The sequence below is a fragment of the Clostridium sp. AM29-11AC genome, assembly GCF_003480545.1.
In the GTDB taxonomy this organism is placed as follows: domain Bacteria; phylum Bacillota; class Clostridia; order Lachnospirales; family Lachnospiraceae; genus Otoolea; species Otoolea saccharolyticum_A.
The window spans coordinates 269,414-286,634 of record NZ_QUJI01000001.1 but is presented as its reverse complement, the minus strand read 5'-3'; the positions used below and the strand labels follow the sequence as shown (position 1 = coordinate 286,634).

The following is a 17,221-nucleotide window of genomic DNA, read 5'->3' as shown; positions in this document are numbered from 1 at the left end:
CCGGCCTGCTTCTGCCGCTCAAACCAGTCTGCTACCCCGCCTCAATCTGCTACTCCACCTCAATCTCTGTATAGTCCAGCTTCTTCTCCGCCCGAACTGCACGGCCGGCCATGTGCTCAACGGGCTTTTTCAGAAAGGAGGCCCTCATAATCGCATCATTGCCAAACCTGGTCCGTATGGAATCCACCGCATGATCCAGCTTTTCCAGCTTCTCATAGTCTTCCCCTCCGAAAATATTCATCTGCCTGGCGCATCCCTCGTCCCGGATGCGGCTGGTGGAGATTCCCAGAAGGCGGATTGGAGAGCCGTCCCAGAGCTCCTCGAACAGACGGCAGGCCGCCTCGTGGAGCTCTGCGGTGATATTTGTGGGCGTCTCAAACACACTCTGGTGGGAGACGGTCTTCAGGCTGGTGTCCTTGATGGACACAGAGATTCCCTCCGCCTTCACATGGCTGTCCCTGAGCCTTCGCCCCACTGTCTCCGCCAAGGACAAGAGCACCATCCTGGCCGTTCCTGCATCCGTCACGTCAAAGGGGATTGTCGTGCTGTTTCCGTAATTCTTATTGTCCGGCTCCTCTGCTTCCACCACTCCCGCATCCCTGCCGTTGGCAAAATTCCAGATAACTTCCCCATGCTTTTTCAGGTGACTGCGCAGAAGCTCCGGATCAGTCCTGGCCAGATCCCCGATGGTGTGTATGCCCAGGCGCTTCAGGCTGCGCTCCGTAGCACCTCCCACGAAAAACAGCTCCCTGACAGGAAGAGGCCACATCTTCTCCTCAATCTCTTCCGGAAACAGCGTGTGAACCAGGTTGGGCTTCTTAAAGTCAGAGGCCATTTTAGCCAGCAGCTTATTGGAGGAGACTCCGATATTCACTGTAAAGCCAAGCTCCCTGTAAATCCTCTCCCGTATAGCCTCCGCCGCCTGCCTTGGCGGACCGAAGAGCTGCTCCATGCCTGTCATATTTACAAAGGCTTCGTCAATGCTGTACTGCTCCACCTCGGGCGAATACTCCCTGAGAAGTCTGATAAAGGCTTCCGACGACTTTCTGTACAGCTGATAGTTGGCCGGCACCAGCTTCAGACCGGGACATTTTTTCCTTGCCTCCAGGATAGACTCCCCTGTCCGCACACCGAACTTCTTGGCTGACTGAGACTTTGCGAGAATAATTCCCCTTCGGGACTGCCTGTCGCCCCCGACGGCGCACAGCTCCTCCCGGAGATCTACCGTTCCTCCCAGATGCCTCAGCCGATACACCGCCTCCCAGGACAGGAATGCACTGTTTACGTCTACATGAAAAATAACCGGCCTTACCTGTGGATTACTCAAGTCTCTTCACCTCACGATTCTGCTCAACTGATAGAATGATACAACAATACAACATATAGAATTAATATATAAGATTAATATATAGGATTAACATATAGGATTCATATATAGAATGATATAATTTATCATTATCATGCCTTATCTGGCCGCTGGTTCGGCCTTTGCGGGGCGGTTTCTTTTGCTGGGTGGTTTCTTCGCTATGCACCCCTCCTGCCGCGCGGTTCCTTCGCTATGCGTCGTTTTCAGTGAAATCTTTACTGCTCTCTTTTCTGAAATTATAGCAGAGGAGAGGGGGATGTTCAATCAGGGCATATAAAAATAAAGAAGGGAAATGCAGCCAGGGGGCTCTGTTTTTTGCAGGCCCCCATAGGGAAAACTCATGACCAGTACGCTCCCCCTGAACAGGACATCACTTTTTCTGATTGTTTTTGCATCTGTCTTGCAGGAATTGGCTGTATGGCTTATACTAGAATGAGTTGCGGCAGAATGTGTATTTTCAGGTAAATTTCCCATATCAGAGGTCTGTTCTCTATTAGATATATACCGTCTGCCAATATGAAACTTCCTTTCTTTCCGCCTTTTCCGTGAGGCAGGGCAGATTCTTTCTGTTTCGGCAGGAAGCAGGAAGTCGGTTTTCTGTCTCTGTCTGCCCCGCCGAGCAAATAAGCCGGGCAGGGATGAGCGCTCGCCTCAGTTTCTGCCTTACCTGCAGCTAAAAAACGGGACAGGCTTTCCTGCCCCCTCGGACACAGATATGAAACGAAACATAAATTTTTAGATCTGGAGATGTACTTATGGTAGCTAATCTAACACTGGCAGCCTTTCTCGGCGGACTTGTCGTCAGCCTGGTATTCGGTTTTCCTCTGGTATGCGCTCTGCTTTTCGGACTGGTTCTTTTTATCGCCTATGCCAGGTATTTAAAAGTCAGTGTCCGAAAAATTGCGCTGCTCCTTGCTGTGGGCGTAAAAAAGCTGAAAAATATTCTCATTATTTTTACTCTGATCGGATTTCTCACTGCCCTCTGGCGGGCCTGCGGAACCATTCCCTTTATCGTATTTTACGGGATGAAGCTCATCAGCCCTCCATTTTTTCTGGTATCCGTATTTTTCCTGTGCTGTTTTGTTTCCTTCCTTATGGGAACCGCTTTCGGTACAGCCAGCACAGTGGGCGTGATCTGCATGATCATGGCAAAATTAAACGGAGCTTCCCCCGTGCTGGTAGGCGGCGCAGTTCTCTCAGGAATCTTTTTCGGAGACCGCTGTTCTCCCATGTCATCCAGCGCCAGCCTGGTGGCTTCCCTGACGGAAACAAAGCTGTATGACAATATCCGGCGGATGTTTCTTTCCTGTATTGTGCCGTTTTTTCTTACCTGCGTTCTGTACCAGCTTCTTGGAGGGCGCGCGGAGAGTTCTTCCGGTGTCTCCGGCTTAATGGATGAATTTCACCAGATGTTTGATCTCTCCTGGTACGTCGTCATTCCTGCTGCCGTGATTCTCATTCTCTGTATGCTGAAATGGGATGTTAAGCTGGTAATGGCAATCAGCGCTGTGCTCAGCTTCCTTCTCTGCCTTCTGGTTCAGCACATGGAGGTGAGAGAGGTGATCAGCTGCATGTTTGCGGGCTTCACCCCTGAGGGCGACAGCGAGCTTGTGCCGCTTCTCTCCGGCGGAGGCCTGTTCTCCATGATTAACGTAGGCCTGATTGTTCTGATTTCTTCCTCCTATCTGGGCATTCTGGAGGAAACAGGACTTCTCAAAAATATTCAGCGCATACTGGCAGGCATGTCGAAAAAATTCGGCCGTTTTCCCGCCATGTGCGCTGCCGGAATCGCCACTTCCATGTTCAGCTGCAACCAGACACTGGCCTCCATGCTCACCTGTGAACTGTGCAGAGGAGAATATGATAACAAGGAGGAGCTGGCTCTGGATCTGGAAGACTCCGTCATCGTCCTGGCAGCCCTGATTCCCTGGTCCATTGCCGGTTCTGTGCCTCTCGCAACCATCGGAGCCGGAAGCATGAGCTTTCTGTTTGCCTTTTATCTCTATCTGCTTCCCGGGTGGAGGATTCTGACTGAGGCCATCGGAAAGAGGAGATTCAAAAAAGGGAAAAAACGGGATAGATAGAAAACGGGAAACGATTAAAAACCGGAAAAAGGGCAGGAAACAGATAGGCAGGGTAAAAAAAGAGAAAATGTATATCTGTACATCGGGCCCCGGAGCGTCAAGGTGATGCTCCGGGGCCCGATGCCGTTACAGTTTCTTTTCAGACAGGTACTGCAGAAAAGCCTGGCAGCCTTCTGCAATATCGTCATAGGTGACATCAAAGTTGCCGGTATACCACGGGTCAGCGATGTCACGGGGAGAGGCAGAAAAGTCCAGAAGACGGAAGATTTTTCCATCCGGATCGCCTCCGGCAATGCGGCGCATGTTGGAAATGTTGCGGGAATCCATACCCAGAAGATAATCATAGGCAGCGTAATCCTTCCGCGTCATCTGAACAGCGTATTTTCCCGCTGTGGAAATGCCGTATCTGCGCAGCTTCTCACGGGTTCCCGGGTGGACGGGGTTTCCGATCTCCTCCGTGCTGGTGGCAGCGGAAGCGATGAAAAACTCCTGCTCTCTGTGTAATTTTTTTACCATGTCTTTTAAGACAAGTTCTGCCATGGGGGAGCGGCAGATGTTGCCGTGGCAAACGAAAAGTATTCTAATCATCTATCTAAAACTCCTTGAATTTACTGTATTTCCTTGATTTATCGGTACTTTCCCTCGTTCGCTCTTTCCTCCTGCCCGTGGCATATCGCAGCATAAATCAGCACATCTTTTCCCTCAAAAGTAGTAAAAAAAGTAGTAAATTAAGGGCTGTTTCCCCATTTTACTACTCGGCATTTACTACCCTTTTCAGTTCCTCTTTTGCGTCATCGTAACCTATGTGCGTATAAGTGTTCAAGGTTACTCCGATGTCAGAGTGTCCCATAAGGTACTGTAAGGTTTTCGGGTTCATGCCGCTTTTTGCCATATTGGAGCAAAAGGTATGTCTGCAAACGTGCGGCGTAACTTTCGGCATTTGTACTTTATAAATACTGTTGTACTTCTCGCAGATATGTTGAAAATATTTCTCCCAATGCAGAGCGACCATAGGCATATCATTCTTATCCAAATATAAGAAACCACATTTGCCGTCAATCATGGGTTCCACCCTCGGCTTCTTCCTGTTGGAGATAATACGCTCAAAGCACTCATACACTTTATCAGACATGGGAATTTCTCTTGTCCCGCAAGTGGTCTTTGTATCCTCTATCACATATTCCATGTTCCTCTTTCGTTGGAGCTGATGATTGACACTGATTTTTCTGTTCTTCATATCAATATCCGCAAGTGTCAGTCCAACAAATTCAGAGATACGCAGCCCGGTCTTAAACAGAATATATATTCCCTCATAGTATCTGCAAAAATGCTTGTCGTTCGCCACAAATTCAAGGAAAGCCCTTTCCTGCTTTCTTGTGATTGCTTCTCTTGTCACACTGTCATTCACAACAACAGTAGCAAGTTGAAATTCAAACGGATTTTTGCGTATCAAATCATCATCAACCGCCATTTGAAATGCAGGTCTAACGACACCTCTAATAGAGTGAATGGAGCTGTAACCTCGTCCGTCTTTCTGCAATTTTATCAGCCAGCACTTCGCGTCAGACAACTTAACCTTGTCAATTCTTCTTTTACCAAATTCTTCTTTCTTGATAATATTGAGGACAAAATTATAATTTGCTTCCGTGTTGTGCCGTACCCCCGTTTTCTGCAACAGGTACTTTCTAACCAGTTGTTCCACCGTCATTTCTCCGCCGCGTGGGACAATTTCATCATCAATATCTTTCAATATCAATTTTTCCTTTTCTCTTAAAGAAAGGTCGTCCCTTTTTCCCGGCGGGGTCTTGTCTGTCTTTTCCAGTTTCCAACTGTAAACAAATTGTGGCTTTCCGGTTGTATCAATATATTTATACGCATATCGTCCGTCCCGGTGTTGGCTCTCTCCGTTGCGGAGAATACGATTTCGTCTGTCCCGTCTTTTTCCGCTCATGTCCATGCTCCTTTCATACAAAAAGAGCCCTGCCGTGATATGCTAAATTATACCATAGGCAGAGCCCCTTTTCTATTCTTAATTTAAGCAGCTCTGAAAACGGAGAGGTGGAATTTAAAATTTCATTTTTGGCAACTCTTTCATGCAGACGGGGGCTGGGATTTCCTCCTTTCCTGTGGTATACTGAGACTATCAGAACATTTCAAAAAGGAGGAACCTCCATGCTAAAAGGAAAAACCGTGCTGCTGGGCGTTTCCAGCAGCATTGCCGCTTATAAAGCTGCTTCCCTAGCGTCTTTGCTGGTGAAGCAGCACGCCAACGTCCATGTGCTCATGACCCAAAACGCCACCCGCTTTATCTCCCCCATGGTCTTTGAGACCCTCACCGGCAACAAGGCCCCGGTAGACACCTTTGACCGGTGCTTCCAGTTCGACGTGGAGCACATCTCCCTGGCCAAGCAGGCGGACATAGTCATGGTGGCTCCGGCCACCGCCAACGTAGCCGCCAAATTGGCCCACGGTATTGCCGACGACATGCTCACCACCACGGTGCTGGCCTGCAAGTGCCCCAGACTCCTCTCCCCAGCCATGAACACCCAAATGTATGAGAACCCCGTGACCCAGGACAACCTGCGAATTCTCCGGGAATACGGCTGGCAGGTGGTAGAGCCCGCCAGCGGTCACCTGGCCTGCGGGGACAGCGGCAAGGGCAAGCTCCCGGAGCCGGAGGTGCTGCTGGACTGGATTTTGCAGACCATTGCCCGGGAAAAGGACATGGCCGGACTGAAGGTGCTGGTCACCGCCGGCCCCACCCAGGAGGCTCTCGACCCGGTGCGGTATCTCACCAACCACTCCTCCGGGAAAATGGGCTACGCGATTGCCAAGGCTGCCGCCCGCCGGGGCGCCCAGGTAACGCTGGTTACCGGCCCCACCGCTTTGGAGCGTCCCCGGTTCGTGGAGACCGTGGAAATCGTTTCAGCGGAGGATATGTTCCGGGAAGTCACCGCCCAGGCCCCGGAGCAGGACATCATCATCAAGGCGGCGGCGGTGGCGGATTACACTCCTGTCCAGGTTGCCCAGGACAAAGTGAAAAAATCCGACAACGACCTGTGCATCCCCTTGAAGCGTACCCAGGACATCCTGCAAACTCTGGGGGACCACCGCCGGGAAGGCCAGTTCCTCTGCGGTTTTTCCATGGAGACCCGGGATATGGTGGAAAACTCCCGGAAAAAGCTGGAGAAAAAGCACGTGGACATGATTGCCGCTAATAACCTAAAGGAAGCCGGGGCGGGCTTTGCCGTGGACACCAACCTGCTGACCCTCATCACCCGGGACGGGGAAAAATCTCTGTCCCTTATGAGCAAGGACGAGGCTGCCGACGTCCTGCTGACGGAGATTCTGAGGCTGCGGGATTTGAAAAATCACCCCCGGGAAAACTAACCGGAAAACACAGGCGGGGAAGCCAAAATAAAACTTCTCCGCCCTTATTTTTCCTTATTCGCGGCGACCACCTTCGCGTCGGCACTGCCGTCCGGCAGGCGGGAGACCTCAATGCAGTTGCCAATCCAGACCGCCGCAGGCATTGTGGACAGTCCGCTCCTGGCTGCTCCACAGGGTATAGCGGTCCCGGCTGAACCGGGTGAGGAACCGGTTAGCGCAGCTCAAAACCTCCTCCAGCATGATGCTCAGGACGTACTTGTCCATAGAAACCTGTCGGTGATTGCTCCCTGAAAGGAACTTGTACAGCCTGTACGCTGGATTTCTTTTGCTGAGATTTTTCGCCCCGGACCCGGTTCAGGCCGACCAGATGAGCTTTGGCCTCCTGATATTGCTGGCAAGCTGTTTTCTCCAGTAGGATTTCCGTATCGCAGACGTCCTGCAAAAGCCGGAAGAGCATCTCCGTCCGGGAGACCCGGCGGGCGTCGGCAGCCTGAATTTCAGCGTCCTCCTGGCCGCGCATCATCCACTGGCTGTGGATGGAAAGAAGATTGGGATAATAGAGCCGCAGCTGCTTAACGGGCAGATACCCCGGCAACTGTCGGGCGTTGGGAGCGGCCATAAAGCATCCGCCCCAGGTGCCAGTCGTAGGTACGGATGAATTTCAAAGGAACTCCTCCTTTTCCGTTTGTCGTCTGCTGTATTCCCGGGGGGAAACGCCGAAGTGCTTTTTGAACATCCGTGAAAAGCTGAAAATGTCCGGATACCCAGTGGACAGGGCCGCCTTCCCTGGAGAATACCCGTGCTCTGTCATGAGCTGGCAGGCACGCCCCATCCGGTAATCCGTCAGGTACTGCTGGGGGGATTTCCCTGTCTTTTTCCGGAACAGGGTGCTGAAATAGGAGCGGTTCAGGTTCAGCTTCCCCGCAAGTTCCCCAATGGACACGTCCCGCATATAGTTGGCTTCCAGATAAGTTCTGGCCTGCTCCACATAGTCCTCGCCGCCGGCGGGCTTTTCCTCCAGGGCCGCCAGCAGCTGAAACACCTTTCCGCAGAGGAACAGTTCCCGGCTATCTGTCTGGTTCTCCGCCTCCAACATGGAGCTGAAAATGCTCCCGCATCGGGACGCGTTCACCACTGCCTCCTGCAAAAGGCACTCCGGCAGAGGAATGCCGCAGGTAAAACCAATCCAAATATACTCCCAGGGTTCCCGACGATCGGCCTCATAATAGCTGACTTCAAAGGGCCGAATGACGAACATCTGCCCTGCCCGCACCGGGCTTTCCTTCCCTCCGGCGGTAAAGGCTCCCCTGCCCTGGATCACATAATGCAAAAGCCAGTAAAACCGCGCCGCCGGGCCGAAGGAGTGGCCGGGCGCACAGGCTTCCCGGCCGCAGTCCACCGGGTTAATATCGTGCCAATGGCGGTTCACCAGCAGTATTTGCTTATCCATTCTGCACCCTCCCATTTGCAAGAATACTGCTAACATTTTAACAAAGAAATCACACACCGTGCAATAGGCTTTTCTCCGGCCCGGTGGTATCATAATGCCAGGAAAGCCCTCTGGAAATCCAGGGGGCGGAATCATCATAAGCAGGAGGATGCTATATGAATAAGATCACTTTTATGGGCGCGGGCAGCACCGTGTTTGTCCGCAATGTGCTGGGAGACTGCATGTGTACCCAATCCCTCCGGGACTGGGAATTCGCTCTGTACGACATCGATCCCGTCCGCTTGCAGGAGAGCTTTGAGATCATCTCCGCCATGAACAGGACCAAGGGCGGACACGGGAAGGTCACCGCCTATCTGGGAGTTGAAAATCGGAAGGAAGCCCTCCGGGGGGCCCGATTCGTAATCAACGCCATCCAAGTGGGCCTCTATGACCCCTGCACCATCATCGACTTCGAGGTACCCAAGAAGTACGGTCTGCGCCAGACCATCGGCGATACCCTGGGGATTGGCGGTATCATGCGTGCCCTGCGCACCATTCCCGTCATGGACGACTTCGCCAGGGATATGCAGGAAGTCTGCCCGGATGCCCTGTTCCTCAACTACACCAACCCTATGGCCATGCTCTCCGGCTACATGCAGCGGTACACGGGCATCGAAACCGTGGGCCTGTGCCACAGCGTCCAGGTGTGCTCGGAATTCCTGCTGAAGGAACTGGGCATGGAGGACAAGCTGGAAGGCCGCCGGGAGCGCATTGCCGGCATCAACCACATGAGCTGGCTGTTGGAGCTGCGGGACAAAGACGGCAACGACCTGTATCCGGAAATCCGCCGCCGGGCCAAGCTGGCTGTGGACGCCCACCTCTATGAGGAAACTCAGGACGCCCCCGACTGGGTGGAGAAAACCCGCTATGACCTGGTGCGTCTGGACTACATCCGCCGTTTTGGCTACTACTGCACGGAATCCAGCGAGCACAACTCCGAATACAATATGTTCTACATCAAATCCAAGTATCCGGAGCTCATTGACCGCTACCATATCCCTCTGGACGAATACCCCCGCCGCTGCGTAGAGCAGATTGCCGGCTGGGAAAAGGAACGGGACGAGCTGCGCGCCCAGAAAAAGCTGGAGCACGAACGTTCTCGGGAATACGCTTCCTACATTATAGAGTCCATTGTCACGGGCACACCCTACAAAATCGGAGGAAACGTACTTAACACCGGAGGCCTCATTGAAAACCTGCCCTCCGACGCCTGTGTGGAGGTGCCCTGCCTCATTGACGGCATGGGGGTACATCCTTGCCGGGCGGGCCGCCTGCCGGTGCAGTGTGCCGCCATGAACATGACCAACATCAATGTGCAGCTGCTGACCATCGAAGCCGCCGTGACCCGGAAGAAAGAGCACATCTATCAGGCCGCCATGCTGGATCCCCATACCGGCAGCGAGCTGGACCCGGACACCATTGTCAAGCTGGTGGACGACCTTATTGAGACCTACGGGAACTGGTTACCCGCGTATCATTAAAAAGTTTGAAAAAGAAGCTACCTGAACTCCGTGATGCCATTGACGGCTATATCACAGTGGAACAGGCCGGCAAACTCAAGGTGAACAAGGCTCATTATGAAAACCTTGAATCCTGGAAAGCAGAGCTTGAAGAACTCATTCTTGCGCCCGCCGCTCCCTACCAGCAGGAACTTTCCATTCTTCAAACTGCTCCAGGTATCCGCAGTGACTTCACTGCCATCGGGATCATTTCCGAGATCAGTACCAATATGGAGGCTTTTCCTTCGGCGAAACACTTATGCTCATGGGCGGACTGACTCCGGCCAACAATGAAAGCGCAGGAAAGAAAAAATCTGTCCGGGTTTCCAAGGCCGGATGCTATATCAGGCCACTGCTGGTGCAGTATGCCAATGCTGTCGTTACCAGCAAAAAGCATCCTGAAATACGCAACCGTTATCTCCGTATAAAAAGCGTTACGGTCACAAGAAGGCAATTATCATTGCGAGAAATCAAGGTTATCAGATCAAGTCAGCAACTGCATAACCTTAACTTTTCAGAATTCAATTTTTAAAGCAGCCACCGAAAGGTGGCTGCTTTGTCATGCGATTAAGGGAATAAATACCCTTTACCTTTCATTTTCAATCTTGTACCTCCGCATAACTCCTGTATTTCTTCGCAAATAATATCTGCCTCCATATCGGTATGCAGGTCATCCCATAGATTTTCACAGCTCATAATAGCTGACTATCTCCTGCTCCAGCTTCACACCCCGCTCCAGCATATATTCTGCCAGTTCCCGGTACATCTCCTGTTTTTCCAGAGACTTCAGGCGCACTCGATCCTGCTCTGTCAGCGGATGCAGGCAGGACTGAAAGCGTGCGTCTTCCAATTCCGCGCGCGACATCCGGTACATCTGAAACGGGATACCGGTCACACGGCACAAATGCTCATGGATATAAAGCCCTCCAGCGTCGATATCTCCGAAATGGCGGTAGACAAGCGTTGGATTGTCGGAAAATATTTTTTTCAGGAAGTCTCTCTGATAACGGGTGGCATAACCGCCCAGATAAAATAGAGCTGTTTTCGAGCTGTCACACCTCAGCCAGGAGGTATAGTTTTCCACCGTAGTAAAAACCGCCGTTTTGACCGTTATCTGCTCAATCTTATACAGTTCATCAGCAAAAAATTCAATACCGTTGGGAAACGCCCCAATCTCCAGTTCTTTCCCAAGGATGCGTACCGTCATATCCCCCTTCAGGCACAGCTTCTGCTTTTCCCGTGTAATATGATATTCCTCCAGGATCTCGTCTTCCAGCTCTGCTGGGCCGCATGGACGGCCCAGGCAGTCCCGGAGTGCCCTGCAAACGGATCCCAGCACATTTTCCTCCAGATATTTGGAGTCCCCGTAGATCAGCAGAGAAGCTTCGCGCAGATACAGTTCTTTCTCATTATTCTCAATAAAGACAAGTGCTTTGAGAAGGTCTTCCGTCTGATGATATCGGGGCGGAATCCTGTTCTTTTCCAGAGCCTGACGCAGCTTTATACACTCCTGTTCCGCTGCGGGCGAACGTCCGCTGTACCCGGCAATCAGCCCTTCCACGTACTTCCGTTTCGCAGATTTTGGCTCATATCCATATTTTGTTTCCAGATAGTCCTCGATCTCGCCGATTTTTTCATCCACCAGATAAATGCTCTGGATCTCGCTGCTGAATCCCTCTGTCTCATAGGTCACAAATCCTTCTTGACTGCACCGGAAAACCGCCTGATTCACTGCCTCAATCTGTGTCATATCGCCGTCGTTGCGGCTGTAATTCTTATAAAGCTGAGACGGATTCAGTTTTGTCCGTCTCGTAATCACATTGGTTCCCCTGTCTTTTTTGCTCTTCCTGTATTTATCCGCCAGGGCAGCCAGCAGCTTTTCTTCGTAATTCACCATATCTGTCCCCTCATCGGCTGCTGTAGGCCTTTTCTTCATGGAACTGCACGATCCCCAGCTGCATACTGTCCGCGCGCACACGCAGCGCAGGCAGGATTACCTCGCACTCGTTCCCGATGGATTCCGTCTTATCCGGAGAGCAAAAGATTACCTGGAGTCTCTGCTCCCGCATGAATTTCAGCATCAATTTCACATTGCCGGGATCCATCTTGGCAAACGGCTCATCAATAAATACGAGACGTGTGGAATTGATGCGCTGGTTGTAAATCAGCAAAAGGGCCGACGACAGGATCAGCAGATACGGGATTTGCACTTCCGCCCCGGAGTTGAAACCAGTCTGCCGGGATAATTTTGCCCGGTCCAGGATCTGGTTGCTGATCAGAATCTCATAATTCATATAGTTCCGGTAGTCGGCAAAACGGGCAATCGTTTCTTCACTGTTCTTTTCGATGATCCGGTTGATGATCTGCTTCATCTCTGTTTCTAACCGCTCGCCTTCCTCATCGGACACAGAGGTCAGCATATCGAAAGCGATCTGTCCGTCTGCATTGCCTCCCAGCTGCTCCCGCTCGTCCAGATATCGGGCGTATTCAATCACCTTTGCGTATTCTGACCCGTCCTTTACATAATGGACATCAAACTGATATTTTGCAGCAAAGCTCAGCTTTGCCAGTTCTCCGTTGATCTGCCTCAAATCTTCTCTGGCGCGCTCACAGGATTTCAGAATCGTCAGCACAAATTCATTTTTAAATATGTCCTCATATCTGCGGGTCTGCTCTTCCAGTTTCTGACGGATTTCCTGAAGATTGTCCATCCAGATGCGCTCTCTTCTGCCTGCATACCGTTCTCTTCCCTCCGTCCCTCTGGGCAGCATGCGTCCGGCATGTTTTGCGTTATAATCCGCCTGCTTCTGCGTCAGATCTCTTTCATGCTGCGTGATACTGTTTCCTATACGCCGTCTGGTATCTTCCGCCAGCAGGCCGCCCGGACCTTTCTTTCCATTTTTCAGGTATTTTTCATAGGCCTCTACCGTCCGCTGCACGATGGTATAGTACCCGGTCTGATATTCCCGGTACCGCTTCTCCTGTTCGGCCAGTTCCCCTGATTTTGCCTCTATCTTCTCTCCGCATCTGGATATGGTCGTGTCCTGTCCGCTTTTCTCCTGAAGTTTTGCGTTATATTCGTTCTGCACCGCTTTCTGTTCATCTGAAAGCCGGCCAGCCAGCTCGTTCAGCTCCAGATATTCCTGATTATTCTCCTGCGCTTTTTTCAGGCGCTCCAGCTGCGCCTCCGACGCCCTGGCGTTTTCCGACGCGGCCTGGTATTTTCGGTGGGCGTCATAGTCATACTCCTGAAACATCTCCCGATTCTGGGCCATACGGTTCTTCTGATCTTCAAGCTCCTTTTTCTCTGCCAGTTTTGCTTTCCTCTCCTCGTTGAGCCTGGAAATCTCTTTTTCCGCGCGGATCCGGTTCAGTTCAAACGTCTTCTGTCCAAGATAGTAGGAACGGAGCCTGTCAAAACGCAGAAAATAGCTGTCCATAGCTACGGACACGCGGCCTTCCCTGGAAATGGCATTTTCATATTCCTTCACAGCATTTCGCTCCACCGCATGCATTCTTCCCAGCTGATAATCAAAATACTGTTTTGCCACCGGGTTTTTGATCTCCAGTTTAAATACCGCTGAGTCTTCTTCCACATGTACTTTTTTCTTCATCAGCAGCTTTGTGTTGAACAGATGGGCATAACGATGTTCCGAACGGTTCAGCACGTCATCTGCAATATCATAATACTGAGGGTCCACCAGGATCGTATACCGGCGCGGTCCCAAGAATGCCTCGATGGCGTCCCTCCATTTTTCATCTGTGAGTCCAATCACGTATTCACAGGCAAACTGTGCTTTCGACCGGATGTTTCTCTTTTCAAATTCACGGTTGATCTCATCACGCAGCCCCACATACTCTGGAATCTGAGCAAACGTATTGCGATGTTTTTTACAATCCTCTATGATCCGGTGCTGCACGTCCAGACTCCGGTTCAGTTCTGCCAGTTCCCTCTCGGTATCTGCCGCTCTCATCACCAGCCCGTCGTAGCACTCGTTTATTTTCTGTTTGAACCTGGATACTGCCGCCGCCTTTTCCGCAGCCGTGTGCCCGCGCCCGCAGAGAGACGCCAGCACGTCCTGATCCTCCATCCGTTTTTCCTTTTCAAAAAACTGATTCATCAGTTCGCTGACCACCGCCTGAAAATGTTCCAGCTTTCTGCACAGAGCCATCAGCGTCCTCTTCTCAGCCTCCAGTCCCTCTAATTTTCGTCTTTCTTCAGCGATCATCCGGGTACTGTCCAGCTGCTCCAAACTGACTCTGGCCTGCACCAGCTGTGCGTCAATCTCTTTTTTTCTTCTATCCAGAATCTCCAGTTCCCTCTCCAGATCTTTCTTTCTTCTCTGTGCCAATTCCTGCTCAGCTGTCTGGCGCTCAATCTCCCGGTTCAAATCTTTCCTCTTTTTATAGATGATGCGGATATCATCAGCCAGCAGACGGTTTTTCTCGCTCTCCCATGCATCGTACTCCCCAAGAATCCCATCCAGTTCGTTAATCTCCTGCTGGATAATCTCAAAATTCTCGTTCAGCCGCTCAATGTTCTCCTTCGCCTGGATCAGTTTCCCGAAATCCACGTTCCGTTCTTCCAGGACGCTCTCCCGGATAAACCGGTCAATCCTGGCGTTCGGATCGTATGACATGATTCCCCGAAGCTTGCGCAGATAGACGGGAAGCTGTCCCAGATTCAGTTTCAGTCCCGTCATCTGCAAAAATTTCGGCAATCCCTGCTCCCGGTTCATCAGCGTCAGTCTGTATCTTTTTTGAAGGAACGACGCGCTGCAGGGCATCGTGACGCCGTTCTCTTCATAAGTATGTTCCACCTGCTCCATGACCATCCGGTCCATCACGTAACGATACGTCTGGCAATTATTGGACGCGCTGGTCTCAATTACCGTCCCCAGCAAAAAAGACTTATCCTCCACATCGTCAAAATACTCCAGCACAATGTGGCTGTACACGTTTGGCACCCGGTCCGCCGGGCGCATGTACGTCCCGGCTGTGGCATCCAGAAGACCTCTCGTATAGGAGGACAGCGTACGGCTTCCTTTACTCTCCGACGACTTGTTAAATACCGTATCTCCGTAAGCGGCATATTTAATTGCATCCAGCATGACGGATTTTCCGTTGCCGTTCTTCCCTGCAATCAGCGTAAAAAAACCGATGGGAGCCGTCACATTGGAAAATCCATACCAGTTGATCAGCCGCACTTTTTTTAGCAGGATCATTCCTCTTCCTCCTCAAATTCATCCGGAACTATTTCTTCTGGGCCTTCTTCTTCCGGTTCTTCTTTTAAATATTCCCGCGCCACAGTCTGAAACTGTGGGAGATCCCAGCCGAATTGCAGCGATGGATAGAGCTGAATTTTCATATCCTCGCCCTCCTCATCATCGTTGAAATTGATCAGGCTGTATTTTTTAAACAGGCGAAGCGCTGCGCTAAATTCCGTGCGCGTCAGCTGAACATCATAGGACTTGACCTTGTCAATCAGATCCCCTCTCGTCACAAAATTTCCTTCGCTGTAACCGAGATTTTCCAGATATACTTTCCAGAGCACCAGCAGCAGATGATACTGCAGCGTCGAAAACGTCACCACATTGGCCCGTTTCAAGCCTACTGTATCCGCATCCTCTTCGCTGGCAGCCAGCATGCACACTCCCGTCTTCTCCTCCACGATCATATCAAAACCAATCATTCGCAGGTACTCGGAAATATCCTGTCGATTGGATTCTCTGGAGGCAAACTGATACAGTTTTTCATCCTTATCCCGCAGTATGAAAGTGGACTCCAGCAGTTTTCGTATGCAGCGTTTGAACAAATGTCCGCTTTCCTCTTTTATCGTTATCCGCAAACTGATATCGCTCATGTTTTCTTCCTCTTTATGCTGATATTGCTGATTCTGGCGGCCTCGGTCTCCACCATGCCCTTCCTGAATTCCACTTCATAAGGAAACCCTGACGTCCCCGAATAAATCATACTTGCCGCGATCATCGTCGCATCGTCCCTGGTATGTACTCCGCATTCTTCCACAGAAATCTGATCTCTGCCTCTCATGATCTCATCGAAATGTTTCTCCACGTTGTCCATACTGTACCGATCGGGCGTCTCCGTCAGAAGTTCGTCCGTCAGCCGCTGTTTCTCTTCTTCCGACAATTCCTCACAGACTAAGCCCGCATTTTTTTGATTGGGATTTCGCTTTTTCCGCCGTTCAAAAGACTTTCTTCCGATATATCCCATGCTCATAAGACGGTGCGTTTCTGAAAGCTTTGAGAGTGCTTCCGCCCGGTTCTCTTCGTTCAGATTTTTCAAAAACAGAAGTATCCGGTTCAGTTCATGCTCCAGATTGATATTTTCACTCAGTACCATCATCATCCGGGTAGAATACAGATTGTAGTAGTTGTTGATTTTCCGGTCAATGTAAGACATCTCCTGCTCATATTCCAGGTTAATGAAGCTGTCCAGCTCGTTAAACAGCCGGTCAATCTTCTCCTTTGCCTGAATCTCGTCTGTGTTTTCTATTTTTCTATACTCCTGGATCATCCGGTCATAAAGCTCCGAGTGGCGCAGTTTTCTCAGCATCCGGTCAATGTCCGAAATGTAAGAAGGAATCAGACCACTTTTCTTAATGAAAAAATAATCATTGAAAAAACGGTTCAGGAGTTCATCCTTCATCAAAAACTGACCGAAACTGTTGGCGTCTGCCATCTTCATAACTGCACGCATAATTTCACGGATACTGTCTTTCAGAATCAGAAGTTCATTTTTCAAGTCACATTCATTTTCTACCAGTGGAATCAGGATGTTCTGATACGGACGTATCGACCGGGCATTGTCTTTGCTGAAGGAAAATTTCAGGATTTCATACATGGAAAAAATATGATTCGTAATCGCGCCATTGGCGTCCCCATCAAAAATCTTATGGATTGCGTCAATCAGCTTACGGCAGTATGCCGATACGGACGCGATATTGTCCCCGCTGCGTCCGATTTCCTGCGGAGTAATCCATCCGCATGCACGAAAATACCTGAGAATTGTGGAGGCGTTCTCCTGAGGAGTTTTCCCGCCGGCAATCTCTTCTCCAATATTTTCCGTTTCTATGGAGTATGTGCAATTTTGAAGATACAGAATCAGTATGTTTCTGGCGTCCGTTTCGTACAAAACAGAGATTTCCTTTGATTTTTCGATCAGCTGGCTGATACATTCAAAATAGAGCACCCGATTTCTGCAGCAAAAAGGATTAAAAAATTTCTCGTTCAATGTTTCAAAAAAAGACATGTATGTACTGTATCTCCTCTAAAAAGTAGTGCGTATCCTATTGATTTTTATCATAACATACAGCAGCATCAGCGTACAAGGGGCAACACGGCTCACAGCGGGATAATTTTTATCCTGAACT

At 50.6% G+C, this 17,221-nt stretch carries 14 protein-coding genes; 5 read left to right on the top strand and 9 right to left on the bottom strand.

Going from position 1 to position 17,221, the window contains the following annotated elements; translation table 11 throughout:
• Positions 1-49: 49 nt before the first annotated feature.
• Positions 50-1,327, bottom strand: a complete 1,278-nt coding sequence (locus DW757_RS01340; protein WP_021966286.1) for a DNA polymerase IV — start codon at positions 1,325-1,327, stop codon at positions 50-52.
• 794 nt (positions 1,328-2,121) lie between these two features.
• Here DW757_RS01340 and DW757_RS01330 point away from each other — a divergent pair.
• Entirely contained in the window at positions 2,122-3,450 is a 1,329-nt protein-coding gene (locus DW757_RS01330; RefSeq protein ID WP_118750756.1) for a Na+/H+ antiporter NhaC family protein, read from the top strand.
• Positions 3,451-3,576: 126 nt separating this feature from the next.
• Here DW757_RS01330 and DW757_RS01325 read toward each other — a convergent pair whose 3' ends face one another.
• Together DW757_RS01325 and DW757_RS01320 are read right to left on the bottom strand one after the other, a co-directional pair.
• Positions 3,577-4,038: a low molecular weight protein-tyrosine-phosphatase gene (locus DW757_RS01325; RefSeq protein WP_118750755.1), complete on the bottom strand. Its 462-nt coding sequence runs from the start codon at positions 4,036-4,038 to the stop codon at positions 3,577-3,579.
• 163 nt (positions 4,039-4,201) lie between these two features.
• Positions 4,202-5,401 (bottom strand): tyrosine-type recombinase/integrase, encoded by a 1,200-nt coding sequence (locus DW757_RS01320; protein WP_118750754.1) that lies wholly within the window; start codon positions 5,399-5,401, stop codon positions 4,202-4,204.
• A gap of 221 nt (positions 5,402-5,622) precedes the next feature.
• Between DW757_RS01320 and coaBC the strand changes: the two genes are divergently transcribed.
• Entirely contained in the window at positions 5,623-6,840 is a 1,218-nt protein-coding gene (gene coaBC / locus DW757_RS01315) for a bifunctional phosphopantothenoylcysteine decarboxylase/phosphopantothenate--cysteine ligase CoaBC (protein ID WP_118750753.1), read from the top strand.
• A 211-nt stretch (positions 6,841-7,051) separates the two neighbouring features.
• Here coaBC and DW757_RS01310 read toward each other — a convergent pair whose 3' ends face one another.
• Both DW757_RS01310 and DW757_RS01305 read right to left on the bottom strand, forming a co-directional pair.
• Entirely contained in the window at positions 7,052-7,459 is a 408-nt protein-coding gene (locus tag DW757_RS01310; protein ID WP_015574529.1) for a hypothetical protein, read from the bottom strand.
• 42 nt (positions 7,460-7,501) lie between these two features.
• Complete coding sequence (locus DW757_RS01305; RefSeq protein ID WP_243033261.1) at positions 7,502-8,290, bottom strand: AraC family transcriptional regulator; 789 nt, start codon at positions 8,288-8,290, stop codon at positions 7,502-7,504.
• A 155-nt stretch (positions 8,291-8,445) separates the two neighbouring features.
• On the opposite strand from DW757_RS01305, the gene DW757_RS01300 reads away from it, so the two are divergent.
• Genes DW757_RS01300 through DW757_RS17965 form a run of 3 tightly spaced genes read left to right on the top strand, consistent with a single transcriptional unit; the run spans position 8,446 to position 10,360 of the window.
• A complete protein-coding gene (locus DW757_RS01300; RefSeq protein ID WP_118750751.1) occupies positions 8,446-9,810 on the top strand; it encodes an alpha-glucosidase/alpha-galactosidase in 1,365 nt (454 codons plus the stop codon).
• Between the two features lie 5 nt (positions 9,811-9,815).
• Complete coding sequence (locus DW757_RS17970) at positions 9,816-10,106, top strand: hypothetical protein (protein WP_347559952.1); 291 nt, start codon at positions 9,816-9,818, stop codon at positions 10,104-10,106.
• On the top strand, positions 10,088-10,360 hold the full coding sequence (locus DW757_RS17965; protein WP_347559951.1) for a transposase: 273 nt from the start codon (positions 10,088-10,090) through the stop codon (positions 10,358-10,360). Before DW757_RS17970 ends, DW757_RS17965 begins: the two co-directional genes overlap by 19 nt.
• A 153-nt stretch (positions 10,361-10,513) precedes the next feature.
• Here DW757_RS17965 and DW757_RS01290 read toward each other — a convergent pair whose 3' ends face one another.
• Genes DW757_RS01290 through DW757_RS01275 form a run of 4 tightly spaced genes read right to left on the bottom strand, consistent with a single transcriptional unit; the run spans position 10,514 to position 17,100 of the window.
• Positions 10,514-11,725, bottom strand: a complete 1,212-nt coding sequence (locus DW757_RS01290; RefSeq protein WP_243033259.1) for a Wadjet anti-phage system protein JetD domain-containing protein — start codon at positions 11,723-11,725, stop codon at positions 10,514-10,516.
• 10 nt (positions 11,726-11,735) lie between these two features.
• Entirely contained in the window at positions 11,736-15,053 is a 3,318-nt protein-coding gene (locus DW757_RS01285) for an SbcC/MukB-like Walker B domain-containing protein (RefSeq protein WP_118750749.1), read from the bottom strand.
• Positions 15,050-15,691 carry a DUF4194 domain-containing protein gene (locus DW757_RS01280; protein WP_118750748.1) on the bottom strand — a complete coding sequence of 214 codons (642 nt, stop codon included), beginning with the start codon at positions 15,689-15,691 and terminating at the stop codon, positions 15,050-15,052. Before DW757_RS01280 ends, DW757_RS01285 begins: the two co-directional genes overlap by 4 nt.
• Positions 15,688-17,100: a Wadjet anti-phage system protein JetA family protein gene (locus DW757_RS01275; RefSeq protein WP_118750747.1), complete on the bottom strand. Its 1,413-nt coding sequence runs from the start codon at positions 17,098-17,100 to the stop codon at positions 15,688-15,690. The genes DW757_RS01280 and DW757_RS01275 overlap by 4 nt, the downstream gene beginning before the upstream one ends.
• Positions 17,101-17,221 lie beyond the last annotated feature (121 nt).

Bases quoted from the DNA above. Each gene is read 5' to 3' on its own strand.
- DW757_RS01305 (WP_243033261.1), bottom strand. From the start codon at position 8,290: ATGGATAAGCAAATACTGCTGGTGAACCGCCATTGGCACGATATTAAC.
- DW757_RS01310 (WP_015574529.1), bottom strand. From the start codon at position 7,459: ATGGCCGCTCCCAACGCCCGACAGTTGCCGGGGTATCTGCCCGTTAAG.
- DW757_RS01290 (WP_243033259.1), bottom strand. From the start codon at position 11,725: ATGGTGAATTACGAAGAAAAGCTGCTGGCTGCCCTGGCGGATAAATAC.
- DW757_RS01300 (WP_118750751.1), top strand. From the start codon at position 8,446: ATGAATAAGATCACTTTTATGGGCGCGGGCAGCACCGTGTTTGTCCGC.
- DW757_RS01320 (WP_118750754.1), bottom strand. From the start codon at position 5,401: ATGAGCGGAAAAAGACGGGACAGACGAAATCGTATTCTCCGCAACGGA.
- DW757_RS01325 (WP_118750755.1), bottom strand. From the start codon at position 4,038: ATGATTAGAATACTTTTCGTTTGCCACGGCAACATCTGCCGCTCCCCC.
- DW757_RS01275 (WP_118750747.1), bottom strand. From the start codon at position 17,100: ATGTCTTTTTTTGAAACATTGAACGAGAAATTTTTTAATCCTTTTTGC.
- DW757_RS17965 (WP_347559951.1), top strand. From the start codon at position 10,088: ATGCTCATGGGCGGACTGACTCCGGCCAACAATGAAAGCGCAGGAAAG.
- coaBC (WP_118750753.1), top strand. From the start codon at position 5,623: ATGCTAAAAGGAAAAACCGTGCTGCTGGGCGTTTCCAGCAGCATTGCC.
- DW757_RS01330 (WP_118750756.1), top strand. From the start codon at position 2,122: ATGGTAGCTAATCTAACACTGGCAGCCTTTCTCGGCGGACTTGTCGTC.
- DW757_RS01280 (WP_118750748.1), bottom strand. From the start codon at position 15,691: ATGAGCGATATCAGTTTGCGGATAACGATAAAAGAGGAAAGCGGACAT.
- DW757_RS01285 (WP_118750749.1), bottom strand. From the start codon at position 15,053: ATGATCCTGCTAAAAAAAGTGCGGCTGATCAACTGGTATGGATTTTCC.